Source organism: Providencia sp. PROV076 (assembly GCF_028483405.1).
Lineage (GTDB): Bacteria > Pseudomonadota > Gammaproteobacteria > Enterobacterales > Enterobacteriaceae > Providencia > Providencia huaxiensis.
On record NZ_JAMPRR010000001.1, the window covers coordinates 200,437 to 215,815 of the forward strand.

16 protein-coding genes and 1 other RNA gene are annotated in these 15,379 nt (G+C 42.4%); 13 read left to right on the forward strand and 4 right to left on the reverse strand.

What is annotated here, in order from left to right:
- Positions 1–86 precede the first annotated feature (86 nt).
- From PSF67_RS00915 to dagF, 9 genes are all read left to right on the forward strand, one after another.
- Complete coding sequence (locus tag PSF67_RS00915) at positions 87–2,057, forward strand: BglG family transcription antiterminator (RefSeq protein ID WP_210848197.1); 1,971 nt, start codon at positions 87–89, stop codon at positions 2,055–2,057.
- A gap of 481 nt (positions 2,058–2,538) precedes the next feature.
- Positions 2,539–2,877 (forward strand): transcriptional antiterminator, encoded by a 339-nt coding sequence (locus PSF67_RS00920; protein ID WP_102137902.1) that lies wholly within the window; start codon positions 2,539–2,541, stop codon positions 2,875–2,877.
- Between the two features lie 32 nt (positions 2,878–2,909).
- Complete coding sequence (locus PSF67_RS00925) at positions 2,910–3,275, forward strand: SFCGS family glycine-rich protein (protein WP_004258177.1); 366 nt, start codon at positions 2,910–2,912, stop codon at positions 3,273–3,275.
- The gene (locus PSF67_RS00930) at positions 3,275–3,571 is read left to right on the forward strand and encodes a DUF4312 family protein (RefSeq protein ID WP_004258180.1); all 297 of its coding nucleotides are present in this window, start codon (positions 3,275–3,277) and stop codon (positions 3,569–3,571) included. Before PSF67_RS00925 ends, PSF67_RS00930 begins: the two co-directional genes overlap by 1 nt.
- 26 nt (positions 3,572–3,597) lie before the next feature.
- Positions 3,598–4,389 (forward strand): DUF4311 domain-containing protein, encoded by a 792-nt coding sequence (locus PSF67_RS00935; RefSeq protein WP_102137903.1) that lies wholly within the window; start codon positions 3,598–3,600, stop codon positions 4,387–4,389.
- A gap of 2 nt (positions 4,390–4,391) precedes the next feature.
- Positions 4,392–5,042, forward strand: a complete 651-nt coding sequence (locus PSF67_RS00940) for a DUF4310 family protein (protein WP_206276423.1) — start codon at positions 4,392–4,394, stop codon at positions 5,040–5,042.
- 128 nt (positions 5,043–5,170) lie between these two features.
- Positions 5,171–6,310 (forward strand): amidohydrolase/deacetylase family metallohydrolase, encoded by a 1,140-nt coding sequence (locus PSF67_RS00945; protein ID WP_195697711.1) that lies wholly within the window; start codon positions 5,171–5,173, stop codon positions 6,308–6,310.
- The gene (locus PSF67_RS00950; RefSeq protein WP_239979028.1) at positions 6,294–7,406 is read left to right on the forward strand and encodes a DgaE family pyridoxal phosphate-dependent ammonia lyase; all 1,113 of its coding nucleotides are present in this window, start codon (positions 6,294–6,296) and stop codon (positions 7,404–7,406) included. The genes PSF67_RS00945 and PSF67_RS00950 overlap by 17 nt, the downstream gene beginning before the upstream one ends.
- A 1-nt stretch (position 7,407) precedes the next feature.
- Positions 7,408–8,148 (forward strand): 2-dehydro-3-deoxy-phosphogluconate aldolase, encoded by a 741-nt coding sequence (dagF, locus tag PSF67_RS00955; RefSeq protein ID WP_102137907.1) that lies wholly within the window; start codon positions 7,408–7,410, stop codon positions 8,146–8,148.
- 126 nt (positions 8,149–8,274) lie between these two features.
- On the opposite strand, the gene PSF67_RS00960 is transcribed toward dagF, so the two are convergent.
- From PSF67_RS00960 to rsmI, 3 genes are all read right to left on the reverse strand, one after another.
- Positions 8,275–9,351 (reverse strand): 4Fe-4S binding protein, encoded by a 1,077-nt coding sequence (locus tag PSF67_RS00960; RefSeq protein WP_272676401.1) that lies wholly within the window; start codon positions 9,349–9,351, stop codon positions 8,275–8,277.
- Positions 9,352–9,759: 408 nt separating this feature from the next.
- Positions 9,760–10,133: RNase P RNA component class A (gene rnpB, locus PSF67_RS00965), an RNA gene on the reverse strand.
- Positions 10,134–10,227: 94 nt separating this feature from the next.
- Positions 10,228–11,100 (reverse strand): 16S rRNA (cytidine(1402)-2'-O)-methyltransferase, encoded by an 873-nt coding sequence (gene rsmI / locus PSF67_RS00970; RefSeq protein WP_272676402.1) that lies wholly within the window; start codon positions 11,098–11,100, stop codon positions 10,228–10,230.
- 61 nt (positions 11,101–11,161) lie between these two features.
- Here rsmI and PSF67_RS00975 point away from each other — a divergent pair, with 61 nt between their 5' ends.
- The 4 genes from PSF67_RS00975 to dolP all read left to right on the forward strand — a co-directional run bounded on the left by PSF67_RS00975 (position 11,162) and on the right by dolP (position 14,585).
- Complete coding sequence (locus PSF67_RS00975) at positions 11,162–12,874, forward strand: penicillin-binding protein activator (protein ID WP_272676403.1); 1,713 nt, start codon at positions 11,162–11,164, stop codon at positions 12,872–12,874.
- A gap of 39 nt (positions 12,875–12,913) precedes the next feature.
- A complete protein-coding gene (locus tag PSF67_RS00980) occupies positions 12,914–13,294 on the forward strand; it encodes a YraN family protein (protein ID WP_195697715.1) in 381 nt (126 codons plus the stop codon).
- Positions 13,295–13,409: 115 nt separating this feature from the next.
- Positions 13,410–14,000, forward strand: coding sequence for a DnaA initiator-associating protein DiaA (diaA, locus tag PSF67_RS00985; protein WP_004908326.1), 591 nt, complete (start codon positions 13,410–13,412; stop codon positions 13,998–14,000).
- A 9-nt stretch (positions 14,001–14,009) separates the two neighbouring features.
- Positions 14,010–14,585 (forward strand): division/outer membrane stress-associated lipid-binding lipoprotein, encoded by a 576-nt coding sequence (dolP, locus tag PSF67_RS00990; protein ID WP_102137912.1) that lies wholly within the window; start codon positions 14,010–14,012, stop codon positions 14,583–14,585.
- A 63-nt stretch (positions 14,586–14,648) separates the two neighbouring features.
- Here the strand turns inward: dolP and mtgA are convergent, their stop codons facing one another.
- Positions 14,649–15,371 (reverse strand): monofunctional biosynthetic peptidoglycan transglycosylase, encoded by a 723-nt coding sequence (gene mtgA / locus PSF67_RS00995; RefSeq protein WP_102137913.1) that lies wholly within the window; start codon positions 15,369–15,371, stop codon positions 14,649–14,651.
- Positions 15,372–15,379: the final 8 nt, after the last annotated feature.

Here is a 15,379-nt window from a genome sequence, read left to right on the forward strand (position 1 = left end):
TCATGATTTACATATCCTACATATTGACACGCTTGTGTTAGAGTCCTGCCATTAGCGAGCAAAAAACACGTAATTTTCTTGCTCAAATGCTTTTTTGTTTTGATTTTAAAGGTGTTTCCGTGGCTCTATTCACTCAACAGCGACATAATCAAATTTTTGCTCAAATTCTTAATGAGGTTGTGCCTCAAGACGAATTAGCAAAAAACTTTTCGGTTTCTACTCGAACTATTCGTTCTGATATCAATGAAATCAATGAATTGATACAGCCATATAGTGCACATATTGTGTATGAGCGAGGTCGTGGTTACCGATTGAAAATTGAAGATGAAGCCCTATTTGCCACTTTTACGCAGCAAAATGATGAAGACAATCATATTCCTCGTACGAGCAAAGAGCGCATTGATGCGCTGCTATTAAAGCTCTTAATGCTATCACTCCCCGTAAAGCTTGATGATATCGCTGAAGAGTGGTTTATCAGCCGCGGTACATTACAGCAAGATATGGGTGCGGTGCGAGAACAGCTTCAGAAATACCAAATTGCGTTAGAAAGTATTCCTCATCAAGGCATTCGTTTAAACGGTAGCGAGTGGGCGGTTCGAGCTTGTATGACCGAAACTTTATGGCGTCGTTATTCCGCACAGATAACGCCTGATTTATCCACTTTCCGTCCTGATTGCCTTGATAATTTAGACCTGACATACATCGATAAAGTTTTGCATAACAGTATGAATCGCTTTGATATTCGTATTAGTAATGAAGGGCATTTGTACTTGGTTTTTAATTGTGCAGTCACTATTTTACGCATCACTCGCGGCCATGAACTCACCACTGCTGTCAAAGATGATGACAGTGAAGAAGCAATCCGCAAAGCCTGTGGTGAAATATCTAAAGGATTGATCTACTTCCTTGGCAATGACCTTTCAGGGGCAGAACTTAGCTATTTACATGACCAAATTATCGCCCAACGCATTAGTCACCAAGACTCTAGCACGCAAAAAAATGGAACGCATAATGAGCTATGCGAATATATTTTAAATTATATTAATGAATTATATAATTATGATTTGCGTAACGATGAAAAGCTCAAAAAAGATCTCAATACGCATCTCGCTGCGTTGATCACTCGCTTGCAATACCATATTTCCACACCAAATCCATTACTTTCTGATATTAAACAATATTATCCTTTTGCCTATGACGTCACACTGAGCGCATTGACCAGTGCCAGCAAGCAGTTACTCCCTCATCCAATCAGCGAGGACGAATTAGGTTATTTAGCGGTGCATATCGGTGTCAGTCTTGAAAGAAATTATGGCGCAGGCTCAATACGACAAACGGAAGTACTGGTGGTAACAGATGCAGGAAACTCCACGTTTCGCGTGGTTGAATCTAAAATCATGCGTGAATTTCCACAGCTCAAATTTAGCCGAGGGTTAACGTTACAAGAGTACGAGTCCTTGGATGAAGTCTCTGAAGATTTCGTCATTACCACGGTGCGAATTTCAGAGAAAAACAAGCCTGTCATTAAAATCGCGCCTTTTCCGACCCCCTATCAGCTAGAGCAAGTTGGCCGCCTAGCGATGGTTGACCAAACCCGCCCTTACATTATTGAGCGTTTTTTTGATGAACGGTTCTTCATGGTCATTAATGAAAAAATTAGCCAAGAAGCGCTCTTTCAAATGGTTTGCCATAAATTACAGCAAGAAGGCTATGTCACACCCGATTTTTACCCTTCACTGCAAGAGCGTGAGTCAATTGTTTCCACATTGCTCGGGGAAGGCATTGCATTGCCCCACTCTTTAGGGCTACTTGCCAATAAAACGGTAGTTGCAACCGTTGTCGCCCCCAAAGGCATTGAGTGGAATAAAGAAACCAAAGAGAACGCTTATGTCATTTTCTTACTCGCGATAAGTAAAACAGACTATGAAGAAGCAATGGCTATTTATGATTTATTCGTTACCTTTGTAAAAGAAAAAACGACTCGTCGCTTAGTCAGTGTCAAAAATTTCAATGAATTCCAGGTGATAGCTAAAGATAGCTTGGCGCGTATCCTTTAATTTGATAGCAACTTCCACTTTTTAGCGGAAAAGAGGAGGTTGCTGATTTTTACGTGATCCTAACCACAACTCTCGCAAATATTTTCCTATCCTAAACGGCCTGTTTTACACACAAAACGACTAAGTGGAAGCAATTACAACTAATGTAAAATAATTTCCATTTATAATTTCCACTTTCCTTTCCAGTTCATTTTTTTATTTCCATTTTTTAGTTAAAAAAATAATCAATTGATAAATAACATATTTTATTCACAGTATTGTTATTTTATCCTTTTTAGAGAGTTGATTAATGTCAATTTTTCCACTTAATTTCCAAATAGAACAAAAAACACACCAAATATACACTCATTAGCTTCCAAAAAATTTCCACTTACAAGTGGAAATTCCCTGCCTGCAAAAAATACGAATAAGCGTCTAATGTATAAGACATGAAGGAACAGAGTAGTCTAACTTGCAATATTACTTTGGATTTTAAATAGTTATGAGTGAATCAGTTGTCGTTTTTAAAATGTTAGAACATAACCTTGATATTGATGAGGTGACACAAAAACTGCTAGCAGTGATTACTGACTGGCTCAAGCAGGAGGGCTGCTATACCACAGATGTACAACAACAAATGTTGGAGTCTCATTTACGTGCCATGGTCGGTAGAGCAAAAACGGGTGAAGCCTTACCAGAAGTCGATATCAGCCTATTCGATGAAATTTCTGAACATTCGATTACGCTCGCACAACGGGTCGTTGACACACTTCCCGGTTTAGCACCTGAAGAGACCTATTTACTCTCTGTTCACTTTGAAGTCGCACGTTCAAATGATTAATTACTAATTTTGTAGGATTTGGAGAATATTTTATGAAACAGATAGTTGTTGTTATCGGTGACCGTTTAGGTAAAGGCCAAAAAGTGGCTGCAGGTGTTGAAGCTGCCGGTGGTAAAGCTGTTGTTGTTCCGGGTGTCGCTGCTGACATGAAACTCGGTGATGTCATGAACGCAGAGCAAGCTGATTTAGGTATCTCATTTTGTGGTAGTGGTGGCGCTGGCGCAATTACCGCTCAAACGAAATATGGCTATAAAGCTCGCTATGGGATGCGCTCTATTGAAGAGGGAGAAACCGCGATTGCAGACGGTTGCAATGTATTAGGTTTCGGTTTTATGGACAAGGAAGAGTTAGGCGAGCGCTTGGTAAAAGCATTCAATAAAAAATACGGCAACGCTTAATGAAAAAATCTATCGAAACGGTTGTGCGGGTAACAGGGCAAGGCGACACTAAGCAAAAAGCGATAGCTGACGCCTTAAATTCAATTCAAAAAACCGTACTTAAAAACAGCACAGACATCATCCTACGGATAGAACCAAAGGATGTTGAAGTGATTAGTGCTCACTCTCATTCGCGGACAGAAAAATTTCTCTTTCTCTTTTTGCCACGCAAACGTGAACATTTTCGTGTTGTACTCGACGTTTCGCTGGATGTCACTTTACTTTCTGTCAACGAAATACCATTTACAGAACAATAATAGCAATCAGGTCTGGAGTTAATTCCATGAGTGAAACTGCATCTTTTTTAGAAATATTGGGTATGTCCCTAATCATCGGTGGGCTCTGCGGCTTTGGCTTAGGCGCAGGGGCTGCGCGTATGTTCCACGCGCCAACCATACAGGGCATGGGGGCATTCCGTACATTGGGTGAGCTGAACGCTTGTGAAGGCGATCCCGCATCTCACTTTTCTTTCGGCTTAGGGTTCTTCTTTAACGCATGGGCATCGTCAGTTGCTGCAGGGGCATTTACACAAGACGTTGACCACCGCATCATCCCAAACTGGGGGGCCGCAGCGTTACTAACCAAAAACCGTAGCGTTGCTGACACACTGCATAACCCGAAAAAAATGGCTATCGCTTGTGCCATCATCGGGGCACTCGTTGTTGCCTTCTTGAACACTACCGCTTCTGCAGTTCCGGCTGCTCTGCAAACAACAGCCATTAATGTACTAGTGCCTGCCGCAAACTTGCTCGTTAACACAGTGATGCCTGTTATCTTCTGGTTAGCCGCTATGGATGCAGGCCGCCGTTCAGGTTTCTGGGCAACGCTATTTGGTGGTTGTGCCCAATTAATCATGGGTAATGCCATCCCTGGTTTAGTTTTAGGTATCTTGATCGGTAAAGGCGTTGATGACAACGGCTGGAACCGTATCACTCGCACAATGATGGTAACAGTCGTTCTGCTGTTTGTTCTTAGCGGCTTCTTCCGTGAATTCGACCTGAAGATGATCACCTCTTTCAACCTAGATAAACCATTGTGGCTTGAATACGTCCACGGTCTGCTGAGCGGGAAATAATCATGACAACTGAAATTAACAAACAAGATTTTTGGTATGCAGAGTGGTCCTTCCCGATTTTTGTTGGGCTGTTATCAGCGGGGATCTTCGCAGGTACCCACATGTATGTCGTCTACGGCTTTGGAGCATTTAACGAAGTGGCGTTCGTCGCCATGTTACGTGCGGGCTTAGATACCGGAGTTTATGGTGCGGTTGCCGCATTTGGTGCAAGTTTCCTATTTGCTCGGATTATCGAAGGCTCACTGGTAGGTATTTTAGATATCGGTGGCGCGCTACAAACCGGTATTGGCCTCGGTGTTCCCGCCTTATTTTTAGCCGCGGGTTGGGATTTTTTAGTCACTAACTTCTGGATGTCGTTAATAACTGGCTTATTCCTTGGCGTATTAATCGGCTTACTGATTGTATTTGCACGCAAATTCACGATTGCTCAGGCTAACTCAACCTTTGGTGCTGACGTCATGATGGGCGCGGGTAATACCTCCGGCCGTTTCTTAGGTCCACTAATTATTTTAGCCGCGATGGCCGCATCCATTCCAATCGGAATTGGCTCTTTAATTGGCGCATTGATTTTCTATGTATGGCAAAAACCCGTTGCCGGCGGGGCAATTTTAGGGGCGATGTTGTTCGGTTATTTCTTCCCAATCGTCGCCTAACTCGTATCCTCCCGGAGCATCTGCTCCGGGTTACTAAATAACATCATTAAAAACAGGCTCGAAATAGTTCAAAAAGTAGCATAAGAGTAACCAACAACGCTGCGGTTGACATCATAAAGAGGACAACTATGTACACCCTAATCATCAAGCATGGCAAATGTATCGATGGCACCATAATCGACATTCTTATTAGAGATGGAAAAATCGAAGCGGCAGGCCCTGAATTAGCGAATAATCAGCAAGCCGAAAAAGTCATTGACCTACAAGGAAAAACTTATGTCAGTGCTGGGTGGATTGACTCTCATGCTCATTGCTTTGTTGAGTCACCTATTTACTTCGATGACCCTGATTTAGCAGGAGCCGCTGGCGGAGTTACCTCACTGGTTGATGCAGGTAGTGTCGGTGCTGATGATATTGATAAATTTTATCAGCTCACCCAGAAATCAAAAACGAATGTCTTTTCTCTACTGAATATTTCGCGTATTGGCATCATTGCACAAAATGAACTGTCCGATATGAACAACATCAATGAAACCTGCTTTCAAGACGCTATCGAACGCCACTCAGGCTTTGTCGTTGGTATGAAAGCCCGTATGAGTAAAAGCGTGGTGGGTAAAAATGGCATTGCCCCACTGGTTAAAGCCAAAGAAATGCAAAAAAAACATCATCTTCCACTCATGGTACACATTGGCAACAACCCACCGGATATCGATGAAGTCGCTGACTTACTGACGCGCGGCGATATCATCACTCACTGCTTTAACGGTAAACCCAATAAAATTTTAGGCGAAGATGGCTATCTAAAACCGTCAATTGCTCGCGCTTTAGCGCGCGGTGTCATATTGGATGTTGGCCATGGTGGTGAAAGTTTCAGCTTTAAAGTTGCCGAACAAGCAATGCGTATCGGCACTTACCCTGACATCATCAGTTCAGATATTTACCACCGCAACCGCGTTAATGGCCCAGTTTATAGTCTCGCTTTTGTGATGACTAAATTCCTGTGTATGGGTTTTAGTGCGGAACAAGTGCTTCGCTGTGTGACCGAAAAAGCGGCCAATTTCTTATCTTTGCCAGCGAAAGGGTATTTAAGGCCAGGCTTTGATGCCGACATTACCCTTTTTGACCTCAAAGAAGAGCAAACTGAGCTCACCGATGCAGAAGGCGAACAGCGTATAGGCACACACCGCTTCGTACCGCTGGCCGCTATTGTCGGTGGAAAACACATTATTCATGCACAAGGTGAATCCGAACATGCAATCGATTTATGATAAATATCAGTTAAAACACGTTATTAATGCTTCTGGCCGCATGACAATCCTTGGTGTTTCAACGCCAACGCCAGAAGTTGTCGAACGTGTTGCTTACGGCCTAAATAATTATTTTGAAATTAAAGACTTAGTTAACAAAACTGGCGAATACATTGCTAGTCTATTAAACGTTGAAGCTGCAGTTGTTGTTTCCTGTGCATCTGCTGGTATTGCACAAGCGGTTGCGGCAGTCATTGTACAAGATGACGAAGATTTACTGCTCAATTTGCATTCATCCGACAAAGTGGTTCCACGTGAAATTATTTTACCTAAAGGCCATAACGTTAACTTTGGAGCCCCTGTCGACACAATGGTGAGCTTAGGTGGTGGTAAAGTGGTAGAAGCGGGTTTTGCTAATGAGTGCAACGCTGCTCAATTAGCTGCAAAAATCACCCCCAATACCGCTGCTATTTTGTATATCAAATCGCACCATACCGTACAAAAAAGCATGTTGACGGTTGAACAAGCCGCCAAAGTGGCTCATGACCACCAGCTCCCTCTGATTGTTGATGCTGCTGCTGAAGAAGAGCTCACGGCTTACTACCAAGCTGGTGGTGATATTGTGATTTACAGTGGCGCAAAAGCGATTGAAGGCCCAACAAGCGGCCTTGTTATCGGTAAAAAACAGTATGTTGAGTGGGTAAAACGCCAAAGCCAAGGTATTGGCCGTGCGATGAAAGTGGGCAAAGAAGGTATTTTGGGCCTCACCCTTGCTATCGAACAGTATCTCACTGCGACAAAAGAGACGGGCGCAGAGATGGTCAATCGAATGAGTCAATTCATCAGCGATTTGAATGCAATTAAAGGTATCTCCGCCCAAATCGTCTGGGATGCTGCGGGACGTGATATTGCTCGCACTGAAATTAGCTTTGATGAAAAAACGATAGGCAAAACCACTTACCAAATCATGGCTGAATTAAAGCAAGGTGATACCGCGATTTACTTCCGTGAATACAAAGCCAACGAAGGAAAAGTAGAAGCTGACATTCGTAGTGTCAGTACTGAGCAACTTAATGTTATTTCAAAGAATATTCGTTTGTTAGTAGAAGGAATTTAAGATGAAATTGTCACCGAATTTTTATCGTGACCGTGTCTGTTTAAACGTTTTGGCGGGCAGCCATCAAAATGCAAAAGATATCTATGCCGCAGCAGAAACCTTTGTTGTTGTTGGTGTTTTATCTAAAAATTACCCTGATTTAGAAAGCGCGATTGCTGATATGCGCATTTATGCACAAGAAACGGATAATGCGTTATCTGTTGGCCTTGGTGCTGGCGATCCAAACCAATCCACTATGGTATCGTTGATTTCAAAAGAAGTTCAGCCACAGCACGTAAACCAAGTCTTTACTGGTGCACCGATTAGCCGTGCATTGTTAGGCCAAAATGAAACCTTCGTTAACGCATTGATTTCACCGACAGGTACCGTTGGTATGGTTAAAATTTCAACTGGCCCACTAAGTTCTCAAGCGCCAGATGGCATTGTGCCGATTGAAACTGCCATTATGATGCTTAAAGACATGGGAGCTGACTCTGTTAAATTCTTTAATATGAAAGGGCTAACTTATATTGAAGAATATAAAGCCATCGCCAAAGCGTGTGCTGAATTTGATTTTTCTTTAGAGCCTACAGGCGGTATTGATTTAGATAATTTTGCCGAAATTTTGCAAATTGCCCTCGATGCTGGCGTGAAGAAAATCATTCCTCATATTTATAGTTCAATCATTGATAAAGAATCGGGCAATACTCGTCCAGAAGATGTGCGTCAATTATTGCAGATGGTTAAGCAAGCGGTTAATTGATGCGGTAGTGAGTAGTAAGTAAGAAAATAAATATAAGCGAGACGTTATAATATAAGTCATTGTCACAATGACGAAACAATAAATCCCCCACTCATCAAATATGAGCGGGGGATTTTTTACTATGAGTTAATGACCTATCGTTCTTGCATTCGGTATAATATGAAACCAATAATTATCAGGCACTGGGCTACCCCAAACGCCAAAATACATGGCAATTCCAATGGTTATAAATAAAATTGCTAAGGTTAAAATGGCCATCAGCATACCCGATAACCGAAACTGACGTTTTTTTGTTGGCACTTGCAATGAAAAATCTAGCGTTGATGCAACAGGGCAAGATTCCACGCACGTCATACATCCCGTGCACTCCACTGTTCTTACCGTAATTAACTTGTCGACAGGGATCCGTGACGGGCAATTTTTCGCACATTTTCCACAATCAATGCAGCTTTCCATATTTCTGCGAATTTTAAACGGTGAAAATAACGAAAATAGCCCTAATAATGCACCATAAGGACATAAATAACGGCACCAAGCGTTACGAATAAACAAGCTTGCCACCACTAAAACGACCACAGTGATAAGCGCAAATAAGCTAATATAGCGAAAGAAATCCAACATTTTTACGTCAATAATGATCCCATAAGGGGACATCATAAAATATTGGATCATCTGCGCAGACATGGAAAATGCAATATAAAGAAAGAAACCTAATAATAAATATTTTAGGCCTCTTAAAGGGATATCGAGCCATTTAGGTAAACTGATTTGGTTTTGATAACGAAAGAGTTTTTTCCCTAACTTACCTGTGTACTCTGATATTGTGCCAATCGGGCACATCCATGAACAGAATGCTTTTTTGAACAGCAAGCTAATCACGATAAAAGAAACTAAAAGAAACATTGAGGCCGCATGAATGACAGGAAAGCTGCCCGTTTCCAACGTATATTTTAAATTCATTAGCCCAGCAATCGGCAGCCAGCCTTCAATTCCACCAGGGCGAGGAAGATAAAGGGTTGCCCCACCCGTTTCGTAGTAACGAACCCAGTAATAGAAAGTAATACCGATATAAAGGTTAATTGCTAACAGTGTTACCTGTACAAATTTACGCCAAGTTGACGCGTTTCGCCAATCATTCCAAGGAAGCTTTCCTCCTGTTGTACCGGGGCGACGTTGGTACCTTATACGTGGTTTTTCTATCATGTCCGCACATCTCTTTAACATGCATTATAAATACCACTATTCTATTTACATATTCAGAGAGCGTATTGATTTGCATCAGAGGGTTATGATCTTGATGATTTGATGATTTGATACTTTGATACTTTGATACTTTGATACTTTGATACTTTGATACTTTGATACTTTGATACTTTGATACTTTGATACTTTGATACTTTGATACTTTGATACTTTGATACTTTGATACAGCGAATGGTGAAGACAAACAAGATAAGTATTTTGATATTAAATAAAAAGATTATGATTTTTTCTAAATAATTCGAGTTGTGCCACGGCGGCAAAATGAGGAAATCCCTAGGAGCATACACCAGTATGTGACTCGAGTTGCTAAATGCAGCCAACAAAGGTACAGCGCGAAATATGAAGAAAAAAGGGAGTTGGCCGATAAGCCGGGTTCTGTCATGGACAACCATTCATCTAGGCCAGCACTTGCGCACTGGCTCCAGCAACCTACCCGAGTTCAATGCGGGCCGCACCATATGAACCCCTATTTGGTCTTGCTCCGGGTGGAGTTTACCGTGCCACGAACTGTTACCAGTCGCGCGGTGCGCTCTTACCGCACCCTTTCACCCTTACCTGATCCTGTAAACAGGCCATCGGCGGTTTGCTCTCTGTTGCACTAGTCGTAGGCTCGCGCCTCCCAGACGTTATCTGGCACCCTGCCCTATGGAGCCCGGACTTTCCTCCCCTCTACCCGTCTCCCGAAGGGACTACGATAAAGCAGCGGTTGTCTGGCCAACTCCGCGGCGAATTATAGGCACTTTACTGTGTCTTGTACAGACTCTAACGACTTTCATTTACCACTTATATAAATGAACTCGTCTATTTGCTCAAGAATCATTCATCGGTTTGATTATCAAGCATCAATTTATACAACATATTTTTCTTAAGGCCATAAATTTCAGCCGTGATTGCAGCCGCTTTTTTCGGTGGTAACTCTTTTTGTAATAAATTCAAGGTACGAACCACATCCGGTGAAATTGCAGAATCATCTTCAGGCTTCTTATACCCTTCAACAATTAACACCATTTCGCCGCGGTGACGATTCTCATCTTCTTTTACCCAAGCGAGCAACTCCCCTACGGGGCGGCCTTCAATGGACTCCCACGTCTTAGTGATTTCTCGCGCTAAAACAACATGGCGCTCCGGTCCCCAGACTTCCACCATATCTGCTAAACTGTCTAACAAACGGTGGGTTGATTCATAGAAAATCAGCGTGCGAGTTTCTTGTTCGAGTGATTGTAAAACATCTTTACGGCCTTTTGTTTTTGCGGGTAAAAATCCTTCATAACAAAAACGGTCTGAGGGCAAACCTGCGGCAGATAACGCAGTGATAGCGGCACAAGGCCCCGGTAAAGGTACAACACGAATACCCGCTTCGCGGCAACGATTGACGAGATGATAACCCGGATCATTAATTAAAGGTGTACCAGCATCGGAGACTAATGCGATACTATCGCCTTGTTGAAGTCGACTAATTAATTGATCTGCCTTTTGCTGTTCATTATGATCATGCAGAGCAAACAACCGTGCATTTATCGCAAAATTCTGTAATAGAATGCCTGAATGCCGAGTGTCCTCTGCAGCAATAAGGTCAACATGTTTAAGAACATCCAACGCGCGTTGCGTGATATCCTTCATATTACCAATTGGGGTAGGAACGATATACAGCGTGGATGCCATAACCACAGCTTGATTAGGTTGGTTCATTGTTTCATCCAAATAGCCGGTTTAAAATTAAGCAATTGAAAAATACACCATTGGATACAGTATGCGTCCTTCAATTTTTTTGCATTTGAAAAAAGGGTTAATGTGCACAGCAATGCTGTCCACATTTGCACTGTCAGGGTGCCAAATTGTCTCGGAATATTTTCCGTCAACCCAAAAAACGCCTGAGCAAAGCACATCTGATAATGCTAGCCATTACCAAGCAATCATCGATGCTGCACAAGGTAAGCCTTCAATGGAGGCGATACGCGCCTACATTAGCCAAGAACCTTTATTAAAAACAGCCGCTGAACGCCAAGCTAATATTGATGGGTTATGGCAGATGTTAACACAGTTAACGCCAGAACAAATTCATGGCGTTGGTGCCGATGAAAATATTCTCCAAGGCTGGGTCGATCTTTTAGATATTTATCAAAATAACCGAGATGACACAGATGCCTTACTCGCTGGCTATAACGATTGGAAAATGCGTTATTCAAATAACCCAGCAGTGACGACAACGCCGACTCTTTTGCAGCAAGCCATGATACCTCAAGTGGGTAAAACCCCTAAGATTGCTTTATTTTTACCCATGAGTGGCCAAGGGCAAGTATTTGGCCAAGCGATCATGCAAGGCTTTATGGATGCGCAAAAAGGCCTACCGCAAGGGTCTGCCCCTCAAGCTGCCGTAACACCAGCGAGTAGTGGAAATGATGTCCTCGACCAAATCTATGAACAAGTTGCGGCAACCACAGGTAATGCCCCTACTACTAGCGATAGCGATGTAGTGACATCCGCTTTGCGTATCGATGCCGCCCCTGTGAACACCCAAAGCGTCAAGGTGTTTGATACGACAAACAAGCAAATGCCTGAGCTTATTGAACAAGCAAAAAATGAAGGCTTTAATCTCATTGTTGGGCCATTATTAAAAAGTGATGTTCAAACCATTACCCAAATGGGGACACCTGTCAGTGTGCTCGCGCTCAATGAACTTGATGCGAACCAATTACAGCCTCGACCAAATCTTTGCTATTTTTCATTATCGCCAGAAGATGAAGCACAAAATGCAGCGGCTTACATGAAAGCTGAGGGCAAGCAAATGCCATTGGTATTAGTTCCCGCTAATGCTTTCGGTGATAGGATAGCCAAAGCCTTTGCCCAAGGGTGGCAAGAAAAAGGCGGCGGGACAGTTCTAATGCAAACCTTTGGCTCAGTCCCTTCTTTAAAAGAGTCAATTAATCGTGGTGCAGGGATCCGTATGACTGGAACGCCAGTGAATGTGGGTACACAGTCGATAGATACACAATCAATAGACCCACAATATATCGATTCAACAGGGGCGATTGACAGCGTTTATATTGTTGCTACTCGTGATGAGCTCACCTTAATCAAGCCAATGATTGAAATGGCGATTAGCTCCCGCTCTCGTCCTGCGCTTTATACAAGCTCCCGTAGTAACCAAGCAGGGTCTGGTGCAGACTATCGCTTTGAAATGGATGGCGTTAAATTTAGCGAAATCCCTTTACTCGCAGGCGCAAACAATAACTTACGTAAACAAGCTCAACAAAAGCTGAGTAATGATTACTCTTTATTCCGTTTATATGCCATGGGTATTGATGCATGGTCTTTAGCCAACAATTACGACAAGCTGCAACAATCTGGGCAATTTCGTATCAATGGCGCATCCGGGACCTTAAGCACAACACCAAACTGTGTGGTGTACCGAGAATTACCTTGGCTGCAATTTAAACAAGGTAAAGTGGTTTCGGCGCAATAGCATCATTCAATACTTCACTTTTTTTCAGACAAGGACGTCATGAAAATTATGCCAAAAGCCATACAATGGTTAACAGGCCGGTACTATGAGAACCAAGTACTCGCTTTCCTGCAACAACAGGGATTAACATTTGTCGAACGTAATGCAAGGAACCGAGGCGGAGAAATCGACCTCATCATGCGAGATAATACAGGTTGGGTATTTGTTGAAGTTCGTTTTCGCAAAAATTGTGACTATGGAGATGCACTTTTATCAGTAAACTGGCACAAACGTCGAAAACTATTAGCTGCTGCTAAAATTTGGCTCTCAAAAAGACAAGAAAGTTTTGAAACTAGCGCATGCCGTTTTGATATCTGTGCCATCACGGGAAACCGATTTGACTGGATACAAAATGCATTCAACGAAAATGATGTTTATTAACAGATAAGATAGTCAGCTTTATACACTGTTCATGCAGTCAACAACGCTATAATTCAAATATAATGGTAATACACAAAATGATTTGAATTATATCGAGGCGACAAAGGAAAAACTCGTGCTAGACCGAATAAAAGTTTGCTTTACTGAAAGCATCCAAACTCAAATAGCAGCCGCTGAAGCGCTGCCTGATGCCATTTCAAGAGCCGCGATGATGATGGTTCAGTCTTTACTCAATGGCAACAAAATTTTATGTTGTGGTAATGGCGCTTCCGCTGCTACCGCACAACGTTTTGCTGCGAGTATGATCCATCGCTTTGAAACCGAGCGCCCTAGCTTACCCGCTTTAGCACTTAATACCGATAATGCCGTGTTAACTGCCATTTCGGGTAGTAAGCAACCTTCTGAAATTTATGCGAAACAAGTTAGAGCATTAGGCCAGCATGGCGATGTTTTGATGGCAATTTCAACCCATGGTAATAGCAGTGATATTATTAAAGCTGTTGAAGCTGCAGTCACTAGAGACATGACAATTGTCGCCTTAACAGGCTATGACGGAGGGGAACTCGCGGGTTTACTTGGCCCCCAAGATGTTGAAATTCGTATTCCATCCCAACGAAGTGTTCGAATTCAAGAAGTTCATCTTCTTACTGTAAATTGTCTGTGTGACCTCATAGATAATACTCTTTTCCCACATCAGGACGATTAAGGAGACAAAATGCGATTAATACCAATTTTTGCCATAGTCATCAGTACTGTTCTATTACAAGGCTGTATAGGGGCTGCCGTCGTAGGTTCTGCGGCCGTTGCAACGAAAAGTGCCACAGACCCTCGTACAGTTGGTCAACAAGTTGACGATGGGACCTTAGAAGCTAGGGTTAGTGGACAACTGAATAAAGATAAGGATATCACAGGTAAGGCTCGTATCATTGCGACCGCTTATAAAGGTAATGTGCTGTTAACTGGCCAAAGCCCTGATATGGCTTGGGCTGAACGAGCAAAACAAATAGCCTCTAACGTTGATGGCACCATCGCAGTTTATAATGAAGTCCGTAGTGGAGAGCCCGTTGATTTGGGTACTGCTTCAAAAGACACTTGGTTAACAACCAAAGTGAAATCTAAAATCCTTGCTAGTGATAGTGTTAAATCTGGTAGTGTAAAAGTTATTACTGAAAATGGTGAGGTTTTCTTGCTAGGTGTTTTAACAAGGCAAGAAGGTGATGCGGCGGCTAAAATCGCCAGTGAAACAGATGGTGTTCGTCGAGTAACGACTGCTTTCACTTATCTTAATTAATCATAAACAATAATATATTGTTATAAATACAAAAGCCGTGAGAGAAAAACCATGGCTTTTTTCTTATTCATCCATCAACTGGTTTATTTTCAGATAATTCTTACCTCCTAATAAGTGCATTTGATTCAAGATCCAAGCTTGCCTTTTGAGGACGTAAGAGGATGGGTTTTTTACGCTATATCTATGAGGATTAGGAAGAACCGCAGCTAATAGCGCAGCCTCACTCATTGAGAGCTTGCTAGCAGGCTTATTAAAGAATTTATTTGCAGCCTCTTCAACCCCAAAAACCCCATCACCAAACTCAACTATATTAAGATAAACAGTCAAAACCCTTTGCTTTGACCACAACAGCTCCATAATAGGAGTCATTACTGTCTCTAGGCCCTTTCTTAGCCAGCTTCTCCCATCCCATAACCACAAGTTTTTTACTGTTTGCTGGGAGATAGTTGAAGCCCCTCTAATTGTTTGTTTATTGCTCAAGTTGTGTTTATAAGCACGCTCGATTGCATCAAGGTCGAAACCCCAGTGATGAGGAAAATTTTGATCTTCCGCAGCAATTACCGCTAAATAAACATACGGAGAAATGTGATTTTCGTCTACCCATTCAGAACGAGATACGTAAGAAAAATTTAAGTTTACCCATGCGGTAATTTGTCGTTCGATCATCACCGCAGAAAAAGGCACTGGTATGTATTTAAATAAAACGACTGAACAAATCCACACCACAAGTAATGAAAATGTGATCTTCTTTAACCAGTGCCATAATTTAGAAACAATAGTTCGCATTCAAATAA